Raw genomic sequence first — 21,652 nt, 5'->3', positions numbered from 1 at the left:
AAAAGTTTTTAATAGAAAATGGGTTTGCTCTTATGAAGGAATTTCAAGATACAGATAGTAAAATAGCTTGTATAAATAATAGATAGATTAAAAAAAATATATATAAATGAAAATACACTACTCATAAAGCATGTAGTGTATTTTTTGATGTTGATATAAACATTCTTTGTACAGAAAATATTTATATCATAAAGTGTATAATTAGATAGAAAAACTCAAAAACCTTTAAATTAGTTTTAAATTTTATAAAGGATTAACAAACGAGTATATATTTGTAGTATTTATATATTTATTTAGATATTTTATTAAAAAAATCAATATAAAAATTTAGAATATCCATTAGAACATATATAATTTAAATCAAAAACTTATCTAAGTCTTTTCTACTTGGGTGAATACAATTACATTTATGTCCTTGTATAGCTTCTTCGCTTAATCCAGTTGATTTTGACAAATCTGATTGAGACAAATCATTTAATATAATCTTGCTATTTTTTACTACATTTTTATAGATTGTCAGATATGGTTTTAAAAGTAGAGGACGAAGAAAGAGAAACTTGGAAGATAGATAATGATAGCACAGCTGACTGGGATCTAGATAAGATTATCTTTAAAAATTGGATTGGGAAATATGAAAAGAAGATTAGGGCAACCTGGTAGCTACTTTAGGTAAATATAGAACTATAACTAAGAATATTCGAAAAATTAAGAATAATAAATAAATATTTCTCAGGAAATAATATATAACTTTATAAGTTGTTTTGATACAGATGTATTATATGAAAAAATAATAGTATTAATGTTTTGTGATATAATAAATAAAATGTTATGTAGAACTATTTGAAAAAATAAGGGGGCAGATTTATGAAAGCTAATATTAATAATAATGAAAATAATATTAAAGTAATAGAAACAATGGATAATGAAAATGTATCTATTGAAATTTTAGAATTTGAAGAATTAAGAGGGGGAAGTAATGTATCAAGTGCAATAATGTTATCTTTTATGAAAGATTCAAATATTAAACTTAGACAAGTGAAAATAACTTTAAATAATACTCAAATTAGGTTAGAAGGAGGAGCTTTAAGTTATTTAAAAGGTAATATAGAAATGAATAATAAAATCGGAGGAATTATGGGGCTTGGTAAAAAGTTCTTAAAAGGAAGCGTGACAGGAGAAACAACATTTAAACCAAAATATTCAGGAACAGGAGAAATTTATTTAGAACCTAGTTTTGGTCACTATGTGATTGTGGAACTTGAAAATGAAGAGATTATTGTTGATGATGGAGTGTTTTATGCTTGTGAAGATACTGTAGAAGTTGGAGCAGCTATGCAAAAAAATGTATCATCAGCACTACTTGGTCAAGAGGGACTTTTTCAAACTAAACTTTATGGAAGTGGTCTTGTAGTTCTTGAAGTACCTGTACCTAAAGAGGAAATAATAGAGTATGAATTAAATAATGAAACATTAAAGGTGGATGGAAACTTTGCTATACTCAGAACTGGAAATGTTAATTTTACAGTTGAAACATCTTCTAAATCATTAATAGGTTCTGCAACTAGTGGAGAAGGATTATTAAATGTATTTAGAGGAACAGGAAAAGTATGGCTTATACCAACAAAGTATGTTTATAATAATTTAACTAATTCTGGGCTTTACGGAATGACTAATCCTGCAGGAAAATCAAATACTAAAGCATAATCTCATATTTCCATGTATATATACCTTAAACAAGTCAATACTACTATAGGTAATAAATATAGGGAGGTATTGACATGAAAGATGTAAATGCAGGAGTAGATTTTTCTATATTTAGTGGAATTTCTAACCTAATAAATAATGCTAATACTTTAGATGAGGATGAATTGGCATATTTAGAACAAATGGTATATCATTATATAAATAATTATGGAACACAAGGTGAGTGTTTGTTGGAAACTTTGAATATAATGAAAGAAAATAGAGATAATGATAAAAGTAGTTTATAAAAAGCTATCTTTTAAACATTATTTCCTAAATTTTTTACAATCTCATTATTTTCTAAAACACACTCTGCTTTTAATTGTATTTGTTTATAATCTTTAATAGCAGATTGTATATCTTTCTTTTCTTCAATTTACAGATAGTTAGAACTATACTTTAGATGATTTTCTAATCTATCAATTGAAAAGTCTAAAGAATTTATAATTATTTGAAGTTGATCATTAGTATACATAAAATACCTCCAAGGATAACTATTATATTTTTAAAGAACTAATGTTCTGGTATGATTTAAAATATAGGTGAGGATACATAGGGATAAGAATTAATAGAATAGATAAAGCGTTCGAAGAAAAGATGACACAGAAAGATTTAAAAGTTATGCTTATTGATGAAAAGTTTTTAAGAGAAAAAGGTAAATCATTTAGTAATGTATAAAAAAATTACAGAATTTATAAGGTGAATAAGTAATGAACAATAAAGAAAATAACGTAAAAGAATTTTATCTAGATTTTTTGAATGGACATAGTTATGTAATGGTAGATACAAAAAGGAATATAGTATATGAAAAGCCTTCTGGTGTATGGCAAAAAGATAATTTTAAGCTTTTTCATAAATTGTATGAAGAAAAAGTTATACCTTTATTAAAAGGAGAACCCTTTGCTATATGCAATAATGCTGTTTATTATAAAATTTCTTTAATAGAAGAAGAAATAAAAAAACATAATGAGTGGCTTGCACAAAATAATTTAGTAAAAGTGGTTTTAGTAGTAGGTGGGCATATAGAAAAAAAAGATCATTTAGAAGAAGCTAAAAATAATTTAGAGCCTAAAATTGTTAATACTTTACAAGAAGCAGAAGCGTGGTTAAAGGAACAAGGGTTTTAAAAACATTTGTATACAATGAACTTATATATATTGTATGAAAAAATTAAGAAGGTAGGTATTCTCAATTAGATGCAGCACTGGTAGCAGGACCAGCAGCTTTAAAAGCTATAAAAGGTGGAGCTAAAATAGTTACAACTGGAGAAAATCTAATTGATGGGACTATTGTAGTTGTAGAGAGTGATAAAATAGTAAAAGAGCATCCACAAATTGTGGAGAAATTTTTAAAGGTTCAAAAAAATAGTGTTGAGTATATAGAGAATAATTTAGAAGAATCCTTTAAGATAACTTTACAGGAAACTGGACTTTCAAGAGAAGATGTAAAACAGATGTATAATTGGTATGATTTTAATCCTGAAATAAAGGATTCAGACATAGATGGACTTAAAAAAATTAAAAAATTTTTATCAAAAAGTGGTATGCTTGAAAAAAAATAGTATAATTTAAAAAATATAGATAATTAATGTTAAAAATACGTTAAAAGTAATAAAAAAACGTGGGGAATTATGCCAAAATGTGATACAATTTAAAGGTGAAGTTGTAATTTTGAAATGAAATAAAAAGTGAATGTATGACGATACTAGCAAACTTATCGAAAGATAAGGACGCAAAGATATGGGTCTAAGGGATTATAAAATCCTATGATTGCCAGTTTGCCCAAGCATATAATATAAATATTATATTAAAAAATGTTAAAGTAAAGGTGTCTATAATCATAGGCATCTTTTGTTTTTTAACAAAATAAGTGTGCTTGATTTTGAATTTTAGAAATGAAGAATATAATTTTTTAAAAAAATTATAATTAATATTTTAAAAACATTAAAGTGTTTAAAAAAAATGTCGAAATATAATGTGATTTAGGTGTGAAGTGCTGATTTTAAAATAAAATGCAAGTACTAATTAAAAACATAAAAAGAAAAGATATAATATTGGGAGGATGAAATATGAAGAAAATATTAAAATTTAGAAATAATTCTATATCATTTAAAATTATAACAACGACTTTGATTGTATTTTTAGTAACAATATCAATATTAGCTGGAGTTTCTTTAAGTAGTATAAAAAAAGAAATGATAAACGAAACGGAAAAAATGGGTATGGAGTTAGTCGAAGCTATGGCTAATGAAATTGAAACTACTAATTTAGCTTTAAATCAGATAGAATCTCTTTTAACAGATAAAATAAAAACTGTAGGTCAAATTATAGGTCAAAATCCTAATATATCCAATGAACTTTTAGTCAAAATAGCAGAGCTTACAGGAGTATCAGAGATAAACATACAGGATTCAAAAGGAATAACATTATATTCAAATTTTGAAGAATATGTAGGAGAGGGCTATCCAGAAGATAGTGCTGTACAAGCTATAATAAGAGGAGAAAAAAAAGAAGTAATTGAAGAAATAAGAAAAAGTGAGGATTCAGATGATTATTATAAATATGGAGCTGTAGCTTTAGAAAATGGTGGTTTTATTCAAGTGGGAATATTAGCCAATAAAATAGAAGAATTAAAATCATCAATGGATATTCAAAAAAAAGTTGAAAGAATAGCAAATCAAGAAGATATTGCATATGCTCTTGTAATAGATAAAAATTTAAAAGCAGTGGCTCATAGTAATAAAGAGAGAATAGGAATAGAGTTAAATGATGAAGGAAGTAAAACTGCAGCTATTGAAGGTAAGGCGTATTCATCTAAATATAATTATCAAGGAGAAGAAGTTTATGATGTATTGGTTCCTTTGTATAAAGATGGAATACATATAGGAGCTGTAGATATAGGTATATCTATGAAACATATAAATAATGCATTAAAAATGCTCTTGGTTAAATCTATAATTATAGCAATTATTTCTTTTATAGTTGGAGGAATTATAATAGCTTTATTAATAAAAAAGATAACAAATCCATTAAAAACACTTGTTGAAGTAGCAGATAAAGTTTCAAATGGGGATTTAACGCAAGATATAAATATTCAAAGTAAAGATGAAGTGGGAGTATTAGCAGATAGCTTTAATAAAATGATAAATAATTTAAGGAATATAACAAGCAAAATTCAAGATGTTGCACTGAATGTATCATCATATTCTCAGCAACTATTCTCAGCAGCTGAGCAGGCTTCCGCAGTTTCAGAGCAAATAGCTATGTCAACTCAAGATGTAGCAAATGGAGCAGAAAAACAAGTTAAATCAACAACATTAGTTTCAAATAATATAAAAGAAGTAGTTTGTAATATAGAAAAAATTAATGATGAAATTAATGATGTAGTAGATAATGCAGATAATACAAGTGAATTAGCATTAGATGGTAGAGAAAAAATGGATAATATGATAAAACAGATGAATGCAATTAAAGATAGTGTAAATTATACATCTAATATAATGAATGAATTTGAAAAAACATCTGATGAAATAGGAAATATAGTACAAGTTATAAATAATATAGCAGATCAAACAAATTTACTTGCACTTAATGCAGCGATTGAAGCTGCTAGAGCCGGTGAATCTGGAAGAGGGTTTGCAGTCGTAGCGGATGAAATAAGAAAACTTGCTGAAGAATCAATTAAATCATCAGATAATATAAAAAAATTAATAAATAAAACTCAAGAAAATACTAAAAAAGCTCTTGTATCAATGGAAGAAGGTAATAAAGAAACTGAAAAAGGAGAATTAGTTGTAAAAGAAGTAGGAATTTCTTTAAAAGAAATAATACAAGGATTCGATTTAACAAAAGATAAATTAGATATAGCAAACAAAAATATACTAGAAGTAAATAAAAATGCAGAAAATATTGTGAATCTAGTAGATGAAATAGAGTCTATTTCAGAAGAATCAGCAGCAAACACAGAAGAAGTAGCTGCTTCAAGTGAAGAACAATCTGCAACTATAGAAGAAATAACTAGATCGGTAGAAGAATTAGCAAATATGTCAAGAGAGCTTGAAGAAATCATACAAATATTTAAATTAAATTAAGAGTATGTAATAAAAAACTTAGCTGTATTTAATACAGCTAAGTTTTTTATTTGCACTACCTGATAAGAAAATATTACCGTATTATGATCTATAAGAAGCATTAATTTTCACATAATCAAAACTTAAATCACATCCCCAAGCAGTTGCACAATACTGACCATCTTTTAAGTCTATAATTATATTTATATGTTCTTGGCTCAATATATTCTTTGCTAATTCTTCATCAAAAGAAATTCCTTTTCCATTTTTGAAAAGCTGTATAGTTCCTGTTTTATTTTGAAAAAACACATCTATTTTTTCTGGAGAAAATTCTGCATTAGAATAACCTAAAGAACATACTATTCTTCCCCAATTGGCATCTTCTCCGAAAAATGCTGATTTTACTAAACTAGAAGATATAACAGATTTAGCACATAATTTAGCATCTTTTAGAGTCTTAGCATTATTTAAAGAAACTTCTAAAAGCTTTGTAGCACCTTCTCCATCTTTTGCTATCATTTTAGCAAGCTCTTTATTTACAAAATCTAAAGCTTCTTTGAATTTTATAAAATTATCATCTTTTGAATCTATAATAGAGTTGTTAGCAGTTTTATTTGCCATGGCTATAACCATATCATTAGTACTAGTATCCCCATCTACAGAAATCATATTATATGAATCATCTACACTTTCTTTTAGTGCACTTGATAGCATATCTTTAGATATATTTACATTGCTTACTATAAAGCTTAACATAGTAGCCATATTAGGATGAATCATTCCAGAGCCTTTAGCTATACCACTTATTAATATTTTTTCACCATCTATATCTAATTCTACAGTTAAAGTTTTAGTAAAAGTATCAGTAGTCATTATAGCTTCAGCTGCTAAGTCTCCTCCAGTATATGAGATTTGAGCACATGCATCTTTAATCCCAGGAGTAATAATATTCATAGGAAGTGGAAGACCTATTATACCAGTAGAGGCTACTAATACTTCTTTTGAAGATAATCCTAAGCAATCGGCAGTTGTTTTAGTCATTGAGTATGCATTATCTACTCCATCATCACCAGTACAAGCATTAGCATTTCCGCTATTTATAACTATTGCTTGTGTATTATCAGATTTTATATGATCTTTACTTACAATAACTGGAGCTGCTGCGAATTTATTTTGAGTAAAAGTACCAGCAGCTACTGCTTCTTTTTCACTATATATAATACATAAATCTTTTCTTTTTTTCTTTACTCCAGAGTGTATACCTATAGCTTTAAAATAAGGAACATCTGTAATTGTTTTGTTTTCTAATATTTTCAATTTAGTCACCCTTTCTTTATGTGTATCTATGGAAACATCGACAGTAAGTCTAATCCTTTATTTTCATCTATATTAAACATAATATTCATATTTTGAACTGCTTGTCCTGCAGCTCCTTTTATTAGGTTGTCTATTGCTGATATTATTATTACTTTCTTTGTTCTTTCATCAACTCTTATAGCAATATCACAAATATTAGAGCCTTTAACCCATTTGGTTTCTGGAATTTCTTTAATTACTCTTACGAATGATTCATTTTTATAAAATGAATTATATATTTCATATAATTCTTCTTCAGAAACATCTTTTATCAAATTACCATAACAGGTTGCTAGTATTCCTCTATTCATTGGAACTAAATGAGGAGTAAATAATAGAGAAACGTCTTTATTATTTACCTGAGATAACATTTGTTCTATTTCAGGTGTATGTCTGTGTGCTGATACTGAATAAGCCTTTATTGACTCGTTACATTCTCCGTAAAGAGTGGCTGTATTTAAAGATCTACCTGCACCTGATACTCCTGATTTAGCATCTATAATTATTGAAGATGAATCAATAATATTAAATTTTAAAAGAGGAGTTAAAGCTAGTATACTTGCAGTGGGATAACATCCAGGGTTTGCTATTAAATTAGATTTTTTTATGATATTTCTGTTTAGTTCAGGTAAACCATATACAGATTTAGGTAATAAATTAGTAGCTTTGTGATCTAGTTCATACCACTTTTTATAAATCTTAGGATCTTTTAACCTAAAATCTGCTCCTAAATCTATAACTTTTATACCTAAATCTAAAGCTTTTTTTACTAAATCAAATGATTTACCATGAGGCAAAGCAATAAAAAGAATATCTATTTCACTAAGTTTATTTTCTGCTTCTTTTATATCTATACATATAGATTCTAGTTTTTTACTGTAGTTTCCATATATTTTAGAAAAAGAAATACCGTTGTAGCTGTGAGAAGATAAAAAATTAATTTTAACATCAGGATGACTATTTAAAAACCAAACTAACTGTTGGCCAGCATATCCTGTTGAGCCTATTATTCCTGCATTTATCACAAGATCACCTTCTTTATTAGAATTTTTGTATAAAAAAACTCTCATCTCTTAAATACAAAGAGACGAGAGAATATTCCCGTGTTACCACTCTAATTGATATGAAAAAAATCATATCCACTCATTGCCCATTAACGGCGGGGGCCGTATTTTCCTACTGCAATTTCAGAAAATATCCTCCATGGCTCTTTTGGGTATAACTATGCTGCTGGACTTCCACCAACTCCAACTCGCTGAAACAATCATTATACTTACTCTCCACTTCATAGGATTTAAATAAATTATTAATTTTTGTATAAAAAAACTCTCATCTCTTAAATACAAAGAGACGAGAGAATATTCCCGTGTTACCACTCTAATTGATATGAAAAAAATCATATCCACTCATTGTCCATTAACGGTGGGACCGTATTTTCTTACTGCAATTTCAGAAAATATCCTCCATGGCTCTTTTGGGTATAACTATGCTGCTGGACTTCCACCAACTCCAACTCGCTGAAACAATCATTATACTTACTCTCCACTTCATAGAATCTTTTATTATTAAATTGATGTTGCGTTGAAATTTATTATAGACACTTTTCAATTTAATGTCAACTATAAAAATATATTTTTTTATATAATATTATTTAAAAAAATTTAAAAAAATTTATATTGACTATTATTTATAATATATATATAATCTATTTCAACAACATTAGCGAAAAAATTAATATTCAGAATTAAATGTTGACAAATCTAAAATAAGAAATTATAATTAATTTTAAAAATAATTCGAAATCAAGCTTAGTAAAAAAAATATTAAATCCTGTGAAAGGGAGAGTAGGTATGGTGATTGTTCCAGCGAGCTAGAGTAGGTGTGAGTCTAGTAACATAACTGTATTGAAGAGAGCCCTAGAGGAGATTTTCTGAAGTAATAGTACGAAAATACGGTGATTACGTTAAAATCAATTGAGTGAACATAAACTTATATATTTTTATGTTAACAAGAGTGGTAACGCGGGTAAGTTCTCGTCTCTTAAATTTAAGAGATGGGAACTTTTTTATATATAAATATACGAAAAAAATATTAAATCCTGTGAAAGGAAGAGTAAATATGGTGATTGTTTCAGCGAGCTAGAGTAGGTGTGAGTCTAGTAACATAACTGTATTGAAGAGAGTCCTAGAGGAGATTTTCTGAAATAATAGTACGAAAATACGGTGATTCCGTTAAAATCATACGAGTGGGCATATATTTTTATATTTTTATGTCAACAAGAGTGGTAACACGGGGTAACTCTCGTCTCTTAATCAATTGATTAAGAGACGAGAGTTTTTTAGTACACTGCATTTTTTAAATACAGAATATTCTGAAATAAAGAAGGGGTGAAAAAATTGAATGAACAAAAAATATCTTTGCTGATGGAGGCACTGCCTTATATTAAAAAATTTAAAGGTAAAACTTTCGTAATAAAATACGGTGGAAGCATAATGAAAAATGAAAATTCTAAAAAAGCATTTATAGAAGATGTGGCTTTAATGAATCTTGTTGGAATCAATGTAATAATCGTACATGGTGGAGGTCCTTATATCTCTAAATTTTTAAATAAGTTAGACGTTGAAAGTAATTTTATAGATGGACTAAGAGTTACAGATAAAGAAACTATGGAAGCAGTTGAAATGATTCTATCAGCAAAAATAAATAAGGAAATAGCTTCAAAGTTATGTAGTCACGATATTAGTGCTATTGGAATCAGTGGAAGAGATTCAAATTTAATCAAAGCAAAGAAAAAATATATATTTAAGGATAATAAAAAAATAGATATTGGTTATGTTGGAGAAGTCGTAAGTATTAATAAAAAACTATTATTAGATTTAATTGAAAATAATCACTTGCCAGTAATATCTCCTATTGGATGTGATTTAGAAGGAAATATATATAACGTTAATGCAGACTATGCAGCATCTTCAATAAGCTCTTGCTTAAAAGCTGAAAAACTAATTCTTTTAACTGATGTAAAAGGAATATATAAAGATTTAAATGATGAATCAACTTTTATATCAAGTATAAATACAGAAAAAATAAAAGAGTATATAAAATCAGGAATAATTAAAGGTGGAATGATTCCTAAGCTTGAGTGCTGCATCGATGCTCTTGAAAGTGGAACAAAAAATATTCATCTTATAGATGGAAGACGAGAACACAGTATATTATTAGAAATATTTACAAACGAAGGAATGGGAACAATGATAGAAGGGGGAAATAAAAATGGCAATTAATTTAAAGGGAAAAAGTTTTTTAACGTTAAAGGATTTTACACAGAATGAAATAAAATATCTTTTGAGTTTAGCAGGAGATTTAAAGTCAAAGAAAAGATCAGGAATAAAAGGAAATTTGCTAGATGGAAAAAATATAGTGTTACTATTTGAAAAAACTTCTACTAGAACTAGATGCTCATTTGAAGTTGCAGCATTTGATGAAGGCGGTCATGTTACTTTTTTAGGAAATAGTGACAGTCAAATGGGTAAAAAAGAATCAATAGAAGATACAGCTAAAGTTTTAGGAAGATTTTATGATGGTATAGAATTTAGAGGATTTAAACAAGAATCAGTTGAGATTTTAGCTCAAAATGCTGGCGTTCCGGTATGGAATGGACTTACTGATATGTATCATCCAACTCAGATATTAGCTGATTTTTTAACAATTAAGGAACATGTAAATAAACCACTTAATAAAGTTAAATTCGTTTATGTTGGAGATGCTAGAAACAATATGGGAAACTCTTTATTAATAGGTGCAGCTAAAATGGGAATGGATTTTGTAGCCCTTGCCCCAAAAGAACTATGGCCATGTGATGAGTTAGTTAATGAAATGGAAGAAGTTGCAAAAGAAACAGGAGGGAGTATTACTCTTACAGAGGATATAAATGAAGTCAAATATGCAGATGCAATATATACAGATGTCTGGGTATCAATGGGAGAAGAAGATCAATTTGAAGAAAGAATTAAACTATTAAAGCCGTATCAAGTTAATATGGATATGATTAATAAAACTGAAAATAAAGATGTTATATTTATGCACTGTTTACCAGCATATCATGATTTAAATACTAAGGTTGGGAATGAAATATATGAAAAATTCGGATTGAAAGAAATGGAAGTTACAGATGAAGTATTTAAATCAAAACATTCAGTTGTATTTGATGAAGCAGAAAATAGAATGCATACTATAAAAGCTGTAATGGTTGCAACTATAGGAAATATTTAAATAAGATATGGAGGTTTAAATAATGAATAAAAATAATCTAATGAATACTTACTCAAGAGTTGATGTAACCTTTGAAAAAGGATTAGGCAGTAAGGTGTATGATATAAATGGAAAAGAATATATTGATTTTGTTTCAGGCGTTGCAGTAAATTGTTTGGGACATTCTCATCCAACTATAATAAAAGCTTTAAATGAGCAAAGCAATAATCTTATTCATATTTCAAATTTATATTGGAATACAAATCAATTAGAGCTTGCGCAAAAACTATGTAATTATAGCGACCATGATAAAGTGTTTTTCTGCAATAGCGGAACAGAAGCAGTAGAAGCAGCTATTAAGCTAGCTAGAAAATATGGAATAAATAATGGAACGAGTAAAAAGAATGAAATAATATTTATGGAAAATTCTTTTCATGGAAGAACAATGGGAGCTCTTGCTATAACAGGACAGGAAAAATATCAAAAAGATTTTATGCCTCTTATGAGTGGAGTAAAGAGTAGTAAGTTTAATGATATAGAGGATTTGAAAAGTAAAATAGATGAAAATACCTGTGCAGTTATAATTGAACCTATTCAGGGAGAAGGGGGTATAGTACCTGCCGAAATAGATTTTTTAAAAGAAGTAAAGAATTTATGTGAAAAGTATAATGCTCTTTTAATATTTGATGAAATACAGTGTGGAATAGGTAGAACAGGAAGTTTATTTGCATATGAAAAGTTTAAAGTAATACCTGATGTTATATGTATGGCTAAGGGATTGGGTGGAGGTTTTCCAATTGGAGCTGTACTTGCAACTCAAAAAGCATCTGATGCATTTACTCCTGGTGATCATGGAAGTACTTTTGGAGGAAATCCTTTAGGATGTTCAGTATCATTAGCAGTGCTAAATGAATTAATGGATAATGGAGTAGTAGATAAAGTTGATGAAAAAAGTGAGTATATTATAAATAATCTTTCAATATTAAAAGAGAAATATGAAGCTGTAGATAAAATTCAAGGAATGGGATTAATGCTTGGAATAAAGCTAAATATTGATAAAAACAAGTTGATTAGTAAGTGTTTTGAAAAAGGACTTTTATTAGTAGGTGCAGGAGAAAATGTAGTAAGAATACTACCTCCTTTAAATGTTTCTAAGGAAGATATAGATAAGTGTTTAGATATATTGGATAAAGCTTTATCTGAATTATGCAATTAATATTGAATGGAGTGATAAAATGGATGCTATTTTATATTTAGAAGATGGAAGTGTATATGAAGGAAAAGCTTTTGGAAAAATAGGTACTACTGTTGGAGAACTTGTTTTTAATACTTCTATGACTGGGTATCAGGAGATACTAACTGATCCTTCTTATGCAGGTCAAATAATAAATATGACATATCCTTTAATAGGTAATTATGGAGTTAATAATATTGAGAACGAATCATTAAAAATACATGCAAAAGGATTTATTGTGAGAAATATTTCGAATAATCCTTCAAATTATATGAGTGAAAAAAGTATTGATGAGATGCTTAAAAGTATGGATATAGTAGGTATTTATGGAGTTGATACAAGAAGTATAACTAAAAAGATAAGAAACTCTGGGGTTTTAAAGTGTGTAATATCTAGTGAAAATTTATCAATTAATGAGATAAAAGAAATTTTAAATAATACTGAAATCAAAGATGATTGGATGAAAAAGGTAAGCACTAAAGAAATTATTAATATAAAAGGAGAAGGTTATAAGGTTGCTGTAGTTGATTTTGGAGTAAAACAAAATATAATAAATAACTTAAAGCAAAGAGGCTGTGATGTAACTATATTTCCATATAATGCATCTTTTGAAGATATAATGAGTATAAATCCAGATGGAGTACTTTTAAGTAACGGTCCTGGCGATCCTAAAGAGGTTAAAGAAGCAATAGAAACTGCTAAAGAATTGATAAAAAACATACCTACACTAGGAATATGCTTAGGGCATCAAATAATAGCACTAGCAGTTGGTGGCAATACTTACAAAATGAAGTATGGACATAGAGGAGGAAATCATGGTGTATATGATATAGAGAAAGATAAATCATATATAACATCTCAAAACCACGGATATGCAGTAGACAAAAATAGTATAGAAGATAAGGATATGGTAGTAACTCATATAAATTTAAATGATAATACAATAGAAGGAATGAAACATAAAAATCTTCCAGTATTCTCAGTTCAGTATCATCCAGAAGGTTCTCCTGGACCACAGGATTCTGCATATATATTTGATAAATTTATATCTGTATTAGGAGGGGATAAATAATGGGATTAGATAAAAGTATAAAAAAAGTGATTATCATAGGTTCGGGACCTATAGTTATAGGTCAAGCAGCAGAATTTGACTATTCAGGAACTCAAGCTTGTAAGGCTATAAAGGAAGAAGGAATAAAAACAGTTCTTGTTAACTCTAATCCTGCAACTATAATGACTGATATGGATATAGCTGATAAGGTATATATAGAGCCTCTTAATATAGAAAGCTTAGAAAATATAATTCAAAAAGAAAAGCCAGATGGAATATTAGCAGGATTTGGAGGTCAAACTGCTCTTAATCTTGCGATGCAGTTACAGGAAAAAGGAATACTTGATAAATATAATGTAAGATTTTTAGGAACAGATAGTGATACTATAAAAAAAGCAGAAGATAGAGAAGAATTTAAAAAGCTAATGATAGATATAAACCAGCCAGTTCCTATGAGTATAATAGCTAATAATATTGAAGAATGTGAAGGATTTGTTAAAGAATACGGATATCCTGTAATAATAAGACCAGCGTATACACTAGGTGGAACTGGTGGTGGTATTGCTAATAATTATGAAGAACTAATTAATACTTGTCAAAATGGATTAAAAAGTAGTCCAATAAATCAAATACTATTAGAACAAAGTGTAGCTGGATGGAAGGAAATAGAGTATGAAGTAATAAGAGATAAAAAAGATAACTGTATTATTATATGTAATATGGAAAATATAGACCCAGTAGGTGTTCATACAGGAGACAGCATAGTTATAGCACCATCTCAAACACTAAGAGATAAAGAATATCAAATGTTAAGAACTGCTTCTATAGATATAATAAGAAGTTTAAAAATAGAGGGTGGATGCAATGTACAGTTTGCATTAGATCCTGAAAGCTCTAAATATATAGTAATAGAGGTAAATCCTAGAGTAAGTAGATCAAGTGCTTTAGCATCAAAAGCGGCAGGTTATCCAATAGCAAAAATAGCAGCTAAAATTGCAATAGGATACAGTCTTGATGAACTTAAAAATTATGCAACAAAAAATTCTAGTGCATTCTTTGAACCAAGTCTTGATTATGTAGTAGTTAAAATACCTAAATTGCCGTTTGATAAATTTAATAAAGCTGATAAAAAGCTTGGAACTCAAATGAAAGCAACTGGAGAAGTTATGGCTATAAGTAGAAGTTTTGAGAATGCTTTATTAAAAGCAGTAAGCTGTCTTGAAGCAAAGTTTACAGGACTTAGAATACCTCATATTACTAATATGAATAAAGATGAGATAATTGAAAAAATAAAAATGAGTGATGATGAGAGACTATTTGCTATAGCGGGGGCATTAAGAATAGGAATAGATATAGAATCTATTTTTGAATTAACAAAGATAGATAAGTTTTTCTTATATGGAATTAACAATATAGTTGAAATAGAAAATAAATTAAAGCAAGAAACTATAGATGAAAATATAATTTATGATGCTCAGGCCATGGGATTTACAGATGAGGAAATCTGTGAAATATCAGGAATAGATTTTGAAATTTTAAAGAAGATTAGAAAAGATAACAATATATATCCAGTATATAAAATGGTAGATACCTGTAGTGGTGAATTTGAATCAACTACTCCATATTATTATTCTTGTTATGATAAAGAAGATGAAAATGAAATATCTAATAATAAAAAGATAATAGTGTTAGGTTCAGGACCTATAAGAATAGGACAGGGGATAGAATTTGATTACTGTTGCGTTCATGGAGTGTGGGCAATAAAAGAAAAAGGATATGAATCTATAATTATAAATAATAATCCTGAAACTGTAAGTACTGATTTTGATACATCAGATAAACTATATTTTGAACCTTTATATATAGACGATGTAATGAACGTTATAAATAAAGAAAAGCCAGATGGAGTTATAGTTCAATTTGGAGGACAGACATCTATAAACTTAACTAAACAATTATCAGAAAAAGGGGTAAATATACTTGGAACCTCATTTGAATCTATAGATTTAGCAGAAGATAGAGGAAAGTTAAGTAATATATTAAAAAATCTAAGTATTCCAACTCCTAAAGGATATGCAGTAACTAACTTAGAAGATGCTTTTAATACAGCAAATAAATTAAAATATCCTGTAATAGTTAGACCTTCATATGTTATAGGGGGACGTGCTATGCAGGTGGTTTATGATGATAAAACACTTGAAAATTATATGAATGAAGCTGTAAGTTTAAGTAAGGAACATACAGTATTAATAGATAAATATGTAAAGGGAACTGAGATAGAAGTAGATGCAATATCTGATGGAGAAGATATATTAATACCTGGGATAATGGAGCATATTGAAAAAACAGGAGTACACTCAGGTGATAGTATAACTGTATATCCTACTGTGACATTAGGTAAAGAGACTATAGATAAGCTAGTTACTTATACTAAAAAAATAGTTAAAGAACTTAAGATAGTAGGACTTGTTAATATTCAGTATGTATATGATGGAAAAGAAGTATATGTTATAGAAGTAAATCCAAGAGCTTCAAGAACAGTACCAATACTAAGTAAGGTAACACAAATTCCTATGGTTAAATTAGCAGTTGAATCTATGCTTGGAAGTAAGCTAAAAGAACTAGGATATGGAACTGGACTTTTAGAAAATAAACAATTATATGCGGTAAAAATACCTGCTTTTTCTAGTGAAAAGTTAGCAAATGTTGATGTATATTTAAGTCCAGAAATGAAATCAACAGGAGAGGTATTAGGGGTAGATAAGAATTTAGATAAAGCTGTATATAAAGGGTTTAGAGCAGTAAATATAGATATTCCAACTAACGGAGGAATATATGTATCATTAAGTGATATTAATAAAAAAGAAGCACTTGAAATTATAAAAAAATACGATAATCTTGGATTTAAATTATATGCTTCAAAAGGAACTAGTGAGTTTTTAAATAATAATGAAATTTCATGTGAACAAGTAGATGTAGATAAATTAAATAACCTTATATTAAAAGGAGAGATAAATATAGTTATAAATACTCCTACAATTGGAAATAGTCTTGAAAGTGAAGGTTTTAAGCTTAGAAGAAAAGCAACAGAAAGAAGAATACCAATATTTACATCTATAGATACAGCTAAATTATTTATAAAAGCTATTAATATAAAGAAAAATGATGAAGAAATAGAGTATATTTCTTTAGATAATTATTTTGTTTAGTTAAGAAGAGACAAACGACAATATTTATGCAAATATTGTCGTTTTTTTATTTTACGCTTAATGAAATTATATGATTTTTAAATTGTTGATAATATTGATGAAAGAGCTAAATTTACAACTATTTTTGAGCAACGGAGCCCGTTAGGACTCGTTGGCGACATGAGCCATGCGTTAGCATGAAGCGAATTTTTATATTAATAATGTAGATAAGAAGAAAGAAGGCTGATATAATATTTTTAGAATATTTATACAAGGAGTAATATAAATGAAATATTATTTAGCACCAATGGAAGGAATTACGGGGTACATATATAGAAATTCTTACGAAAAAATTTTTCATAATATTGATAAATACTTTACACCTTTTATTGCTACAAATGAAAGTAAAAGTCTTAAAACTAAAGAATTAAAAGATATTTTGCCTGAAAATAATAAAGGTATGAATATAGTACCTCAAATAATTACTAACGATTCGGAAGGATTTATCAATTTATCAAAAAAAATACAACAATTAGGTTATAACGAAGTTAATTTGAATTTAGGATGTCCTGTTGGAACGGTTGTTTCAAAAAATAGAGGTTCAGGGTTTTTGGCTAAAAGAGAAGAACTTGATATGTTTTTAAATGAAATATTTAAAATAGATGATATGAAAATTTCTATAAAAACTAGAATAGGAAAGAATAGTCCAGAAGAATTTTATGAGCTAATAAAAATTTATAATAAATATCCTATAGAAGAATTAATTATTCATCCTAGAACACAAAAAGATTTTTATGGAAATAAACCTAATTTAGAAGTATTTAAAGATGCATTATCTTTAAGCACCAATCCAGTATGTTATAATGGTGATATTTTCACTGTTGATGATCATAATAAATTGATAAAAGCTTTTCCACAAGTAAAAACAGTAATGCTTGGAAGAGGTATACTAGCCAACCCAGGATTAATTAATGAGATAAAAAATAATACTTTTATAGATAAAAAAGTATTAAAAGACTTTCATGATGAAATTTTAAATAAATATATAGAATTATTTAATGAAGATAGAAATGCAATATTTAAAATGAAAGAATTATGGGGATATATGATTTATATATTTTCAAATAATAAAAAATATGCTCAAAAAATAAAGAAGTCACAAAAGTTAAGTGATTATAAAGAAGCCGTTGCAAGCTTATTTATGGAGCAGGAAATCATAGAAGGGGCAGGATTATTTAATAATTAACATTAAGCTTGGTTACATAAATTTACAGTTGATTCTCGTATGATAAGGTGATATCATATGATTTATCGACAGAAAAACTAAATAATGAGTAAGGCAGATAGTCGCGGATGCCTTTATAGGTAGACGAGGAAAGTCCGAGCTCCATAGAGCAGGGTGCTGGGTAATACCCAGTGGAGGCGACTCTAAGGATAGTGCAACAGAAATAAACCGCCACAATTATTTGTGGTAAGGATGGAAAGGTGAGGTAAGAGCTCACCAGCAGCTAGGTGACTAGCTGGCTATGTAAACCCCACCTGGAGCAAGACCAAGTAGGAACATAAATAGAGGGCTGCTCGCTCTCGTTCCGTTGGTAGGTCGCTTGAGCCTACTGGCAACAGTAGGCCTAGACAGATGGCTATTTAATACAGAACTCGGCTTATAGATTTACTCATTATATTTTAAATATTAAAATAATAACCTCGGGGGCGTAATGGTCTCGACGGGGGTTTGGAACTTAAAGTAGCGAGTCGTGTTTTACTGGTTCACGTAAAAATCAGTACTTAAATATAAACGCAAACGATAATTACGCACTAGCAGCTTAATTAATGCTGCTCGTTCTACTAAGATTACCCGCAACCTTAAGTAGAGCGCCATTTAAGCGGGGAACTATCTTTAGGGTGTCTTGACTGAAGATGGAATAATTAAGACTAGTCTTTTTAAAGCTTGCTGTTAGGCGTTAAAAAAGATGATATAAAAATTAGCAGCTACACTCGTAGAAGTTTTAGGGAAAAAACTTTCGGACAGGGGTTCAACTCCCCTCGTCTCCACCAATTAAATTGACTACCGTATTAGAAAAATCTAGTACGGTATTATTATTTTTTGTAGATTTAGTAAAACTTTAATAAATACAGGAACAAGGAAATTCTTGCTTTTCAAATAATATATTCATTAGACCACACCTTTCGTTAATATAGTATCAATTATAACGTATGGATTGGAAAAAATATACACATTTTAAGTTGATTTAATATAGTTTATTGAATAAATTTTTTATTGATAAAATTAATAATTGCTTATAAATCTATCAAATTGTTTACAAGTATATCAAAGATTTGAATTTAGCTCCTTATTGTTAATTTATTATCAAAATATAATTCAGATAAATNTGTTATTTAAAAATATATATTAAAAAAACTAATATATCACAAATAATTATTAGGTATATTTATATGATTTATAATGTTTAATTAATTTATTAAATACTATAAATCATATAAAAGACTGCAGAATGTTAATATATTAGGAAAACTTTTGGAAGGAAATAAGACATATATGAATAGACAAATAAAAAATACATTAAAAAAATGCATACTTATTATGATTGTATTGATTAGCTGTACATCTATTAGCAGCACAGAAGAAATATTTAAAAACCCTAAAAAGATAAAAATAACAGTTATAAGAGAATGGAAACCCTTTAGCTATTTAGATTCAGAAGGTAATCCTAACGGTATATTAATCGATTTTTGGAAGGCGTGGGGGAAGGCTAATAATGTTGAGGTAGAGTTTAAGGACCCAACATGCTGGGCACAATCGATAGAACTTATAAAAAATGGAGAAGAAAAAATACATTTAGGGCTATTTTATAAAGATGATAGATCAGAATATATGGATTTTGGAAGTACTATTATAGATCTTATGACAGGAATATATGTACAAGAAGATGTAGACGCTTTTAATATTAATGATATTAAAGATTTGGGAATCGGTGTTACAGAAAAAAACTATGCGAAAGATTATTTAGAAAAGAATTATCCTAATATAAAGTTATTGGTATATAAAGATCTTAAAAAGGTAATGGAAGCTGTAGATAGAGGGGAAGTAAAAGCTGTTTGCGTGGATTATCATAATAATATTAGAAATATATCTTTTTATTATCCTGAGTTGAATGATTTTGAACTTTTACAAACAATATATACACAACCTTTAAGAGTTGGAGTTAAAAAAGGAGAAAAGGAATTATTAACTTTTATAAATGATGGAATAAAAAACATGTCCGGTGGTGAAATAGAAGGTGTAAAGTCTAAATGGGAATATATCACTATATATCTTACTAAGAATAATGTGAAGAATTATACTTTAATAATAAGTACTATTGTTATTATTTTTTTATTAATAAATACTCTCTTTTTAAAACATAGGATTGCACAAGGAGTTAAAAGGCTTTTAGAAAATGAAGAAAGTTATAAAAAGCTTGTGAAACTTTGTCCTGATGGAATATTTGTTCATCAAAAAGGTAGGGTAGTATTTGTCAATGAGGCTACAATAAAAATAATTGGGGGAGATGATCCTAAGAATATAATTGGCAAAAGCGTTACAGAATTTGTTAAAGACGATTATAAAAAAAACGTTCTAGATATGCTTAATACAGTTGAAAAATTAAATATTACTACACCAACATTTGAAGAAAAAATAGTTAAAAGTAATGGAGAATTACTTGATGTTGAAATGTCAATGAATGTAATAAAATATAAGGGAAAACGAGCTGTCTTAACAATCATAAGGGATATTTCTCAGAGGAAAGAAAGAGAACAAGAAAAGCAAAATGTACTTATGGAGAAATTGAAATATGAGAGACTAAAGACAGAATTTTTTTCAAATATATCACATGAACTGAGAACACCATTAAATATTTTATTAAGTAGTATACAGCTTATAGATAGAGTTTCTGATGATAATGAATATCAACAAAATGAATATTATAAAAAATATTCCCCTATAATGAAGCAAAACTGCTATAGACTTCTTAGACTTATTAATAATTTAATAGATATGACAAAAATAGATGCAGGGTTTTTAAAAATGAATTTTAAAAACTATAATATTGTCCAAGTTGTTGAAGATATAACTATGTCAGTAGGAGAATATATAAAGAGTAAAGATCTAAATATAATATTTGATACAGAAACAGAAGAAAAAATTATTACGTGTGATGCTGATAAAATGGAAAGAGTCATTCTTAATCTACTTTCTAATGCTATTAAATTCACAGATGAAGGTGGAAGTATATTTGTAAATATATATGATAAAAATGAAAGTATTCTTATTTCTGTTAAAGATACAGGAATAGGTATTCCAAAAGAGGAGCAAAAAACAATATTTGAAAGGTTTAGACAAGTACACCCTTTATTAAATCGAGAAAAAGAAGGAAGTGGAATAGGACTTTCATTGGTAAAATCAATAGTAGAAGAACATAAAGGTAACATATACTTAAATAGTGAATATGGAAGAGGAAGTGAGTTTATTATTGAAATCCCTGCTAATGCAAAAATAGATTATGAAACTATTTTATCAGATGAAATATCTAGTAATGAAGGTAAAGTGGAAAAAATCAATATAGAGTTTTCTGATATATATTCATAAAATCGTTAATAAATAAGATTGGAGGAGTATTTATATTAAATAAAATAAAGATGAGGTCATAGTAATGTCTATGACCTTTGTTTTAATTAATATTTTCCCACATAATCCCACCCAA

At 28.1% G+C, this 21,652-nt stretch carries 14 protein-coding genes, 2 other RNA genes, 1 riboswitch and 4 other annotated features; of the genes, 14 read left to right on the top strand and 2 right to left on the bottom strand.

What is annotated here, in order from left to right:
* Positions 1-864: 864 nt before the first annotated feature.
* The 5 genes from WJW32_RS02340 (at position 865) to WJW32_RS02320 (ending at position 5,833) form a co-directional block, all read left to right on the top strand.
* Positions 865-1,704 carry an AIM24 family protein gene (locus tag WJW32_RS02340; protein WP_340254400.1) on the top strand — a complete coding sequence of 280 codons (840 nt, stop codon included), beginning with the start codon at positions 865-867 and terminating at the stop codon, positions 1,702-1,704.
* A gap of 74 nt (positions 1,705-1,778) precedes the next feature.
* On the top strand, positions 1,779-1,991 hold the full coding sequence (locus WJW32_RS02335) for a hypothetical protein (RefSeq protein WP_340254397.1): 213 nt from the start codon (positions 1,779-1,781) through the stop codon (positions 1,989-1,991).
* Between the two features lie 462 nt (positions 1,992-2,453).
* A complete protein-coding gene (locus tag WJW32_RS02330; RefSeq protein ID WP_340254394.1) occupies positions 2,454-2,870 on the top strand; it encodes a hypothetical protein in 417 nt (138 codons plus the stop codon).
* Between the two features lie 209 nt (positions 2,871-3,079).
* Positions 3,080-3,304 (top strand): hypothetical protein, encoded by a 225-nt coding sequence (locus WJW32_RS02325; protein WP_340254391.1) that lies wholly within the window; start codon positions 3,080-3,082, stop codon positions 3,302-3,304.
* A gap of 135 nt (positions 3,305-3,439) precedes the next feature.
* Positions 3,440-3,528, top strand: a riboswitch (cyclic di-GMP riboswitch).
* A gap of 283 nt (positions 3,529-3,811) precedes the next feature.
* Complete coding sequence (locus WJW32_RS02320; RefSeq protein ID WP_340254388.1) at positions 3,812-5,833, top strand: methyl-accepting chemotaxis protein; 2,022 nt, start codon at positions 3,812-3,814, stop codon at positions 5,831-5,833.
* 81 nt (positions 5,834-5,914) lie between these two features.
* On the opposite strand, the gene argJ is transcribed toward WJW32_RS02320, so the two are convergent.
* Together argJ and argC are read right to left on the bottom strand one after the other, a co-directional pair.
* Positions 5,915-7,129 carry a bifunctional ornithine acetyltransferase/N-acetylglutamate synthase gene (gene argJ, locus WJW32_RS02315; RefSeq protein WP_340254385.1) on the bottom strand — a complete coding sequence of 405 codons (1,215 nt, stop codon included), beginning with the start codon at positions 7,127-7,129 and terminating at the stop codon, positions 5,915-5,917.
* Between the two features lie 26 nt (positions 7,130-7,155).
* Positions 7,156-8,193 carry an N-acetyl-gamma-glutamyl-phosphate reductase gene (argC, locus tag WJW32_RS02310; RefSeq protein WP_340254382.1) on the bottom strand — a complete coding sequence of 346 codons (1,038 nt, stop codon included), beginning with the start codon at positions 8,191-8,193 and terminating at the stop codon, positions 7,156-7,158.
* 55 nt (positions 8,194-8,248) lie between these two features.
* Positions 8,249-8,466 (bottom strand) — a binding site (T-box leader).
* 45 nt (positions 8,467-8,511) lie between these two features.
* Positions 8,512-8,728 (bottom strand) — a binding site (T-box leader).
* A 263-nt stretch (positions 8,729-8,991) separates the two neighbouring features.
* Positions 8,992-9,212, top strand: a binding site (T-box leader).
* Positions 9,213-9,259: 47 nt separating this feature from the next.
* Positions 9,260-9,480, top strand: a binding site (T-box leader).
* An 84-nt stretch (positions 9,481-9,564) separates the two neighbouring features.
* On the opposite strand from argC, the gene argB reads away from it, so the two are divergent.
* The 9 genes from argB (at position 9,565) to WJW32_RS02265 (ending at position 21,537) form a co-directional block, all read left to right on the top strand.
* Positions 9,565-10,449 (top strand): acetylglutamate kinase, encoded by an 885-nt coding sequence (argB, locus tag WJW32_RS02305; protein ID WP_445330194.1) that lies wholly within the window; start codon positions 9,565-9,567, stop codon positions 10,447-10,449.
* Positions 10,439-11,437: an ornithine carbamoyltransferase gene (gene argF / locus WJW32_RS02300; RefSeq protein ID WP_340254376.1), complete on the top strand. Its 999-nt coding sequence runs from the start codon at positions 10,439-10,441 to the stop codon at positions 11,435-11,437. Before argB ends, argF begins: the two co-directional genes overlap by 11 nt.
* 22 nt (positions 11,438-11,459) lie before the next feature.
* The gene (locus WJW32_RS02295) at positions 11,460-12,632 is read left to right on the top strand and encodes an aspartate aminotransferase family protein (protein ID WP_340254373.1); all 1,173 of its coding nucleotides are present in this window, start codon (positions 11,460-11,462) and stop codon (positions 12,630-12,632) included.
* Between the two features lie 19 nt (positions 12,633-12,651).
* Positions 12,652-13,722, top strand: a complete 1,071-nt coding sequence (carA, locus tag WJW32_RS02290) for a glutamine-hydrolyzing carbamoyl-phosphate synthase small subunit (protein WP_340254370.1) — start codon at positions 12,652-12,654, stop codon at positions 13,720-13,722.
* On the top strand, positions 13,722-16,910 hold the full coding sequence (carB, locus tag WJW32_RS02285) for a carbamoyl-phosphate synthase (glutamine-hydrolyzing) large subunit (protein WP_340254367.1): 3,189 nt from the start codon (positions 13,722-13,724) through the stop codon (positions 16,908-16,910). The genes carA and carB overlap by 1 nt, the downstream gene beginning before the upstream one ends.
* A 265-nt stretch (positions 16,911-17,175) precedes the next feature.
* Positions 17,176-18,135, top strand: a complete 960-nt coding sequence (locus WJW32_RS02280) for a tRNA dihydrouridine synthase (protein WP_340254364.1) — start codon at positions 17,176-17,178, stop codon at positions 18,133-18,135.
* 85 nt (positions 18,136-18,220) lie between these two features.
* An RNA gene (gene rnpB / locus WJW32_RS02275) (RNase P RNA component class A) lies at positions 18,221-18,569 on the top strand.
* 26 nt (positions 18,570-18,595) lie between these two features.
* Positions 18,596-18,944, top strand: a transfer-messenger RNA (tmRNA) gene (ssrA, locus tag WJW32_RS02270).
* Positions 18,945-19,446: 502 nt separating this feature from the next.
* A complete protein-coding gene (locus tag WJW32_RS02265; protein WP_340254361.1) occupies positions 19,447-21,537 on the top strand; it encodes an MASE3 domain-containing sensor histidine kinase in 2,091 nt (696 codons plus the stop codon).
* Positions 21,538-21,652: the final 115 nt, after the last annotated feature.

Origin of the sequence: Tepidibacter sp. Z1-5, assembly GCF_037844525.1 — a bacterium.
Lineage (GTDB): Bacteria > Bacillota > Clostridia > Peptostreptococcales > Peptostreptococcaceae > Tepidibacter_A.
The sequence above is the reverse complement of the archived record's forward strand: the minus strand, read 5'-3'. Positions and strand labels throughout refer to the sequence as shown.

What these genes read in the sequence shown, in the direction of transcription:
- WJW32_RS02320 (WP_340254388.1), top strand. Translation starts at nt 3,812, where the DNA reads ATGAAGAAAATATTAAAATTTAGAAATAATTCTATATCATTTAAAATT.
- WJW32_RS02340 (WP_340254400.1), top strand. Translation starts at nt 865, where the DNA reads ATGAAAGCTAATATTAATAATAATGAAAATAATATTAAAGTAATAGAA.
- WJW32_RS02335 (WP_340254397.1), top strand. Translation starts at nt 1,779, where the DNA reads ATGAAAGATGTAAATGCAGGAGTAGATTTTTCTATATTTAGTGGAATT.
- argF (WP_340254376.1), top strand. Translation starts at nt 10,439, where the DNA reads ATGGCAATTAATTTAAAGGGAAAAAGTTTTTTAACGTTAAAGGATTTT.
- WJW32_RS02295 (WP_340254373.1), top strand. Translation starts at nt 11,460, where the DNA reads ATGAATAAAAATAATCTAATGAATACTTACTCAAGAGTTGATGTAACC.
- carB (WP_340254367.1), top strand. Translation starts at nt 13,722, where the DNA reads ATGGGATTAGATAAAAGTATAAAAAAAGTGATTATCATAGGTTCGGGA.
- WJW32_RS02330 (WP_340254394.1), top strand. Translation starts at nt 2,454, where the DNA reads ATGAACAATAAAGAAAATAACGTAAAAGAATTTTATCTAGATTTTTTG.
- carA (WP_340254370.1), top strand. Translation starts at nt 12,652, where the DNA reads ATGGATGCTATTTTATATTTAGAAGATGGAAGTGTATATGAAGGAAAA.
- WJW32_RS02280 (WP_340254364.1), top strand. Translation starts at nt 17,176, where the DNA reads ATGAAATATTATTTAGCACCAATGGAAGGAATTACGGGGTACATATAT.
- WJW32_RS02265 (WP_340254361.1), top strand. Translation starts at nt 19,447, where the DNA reads ATGAATAGACAAATAAAAAATACATTAAAAAAATGCATACTTATTATG.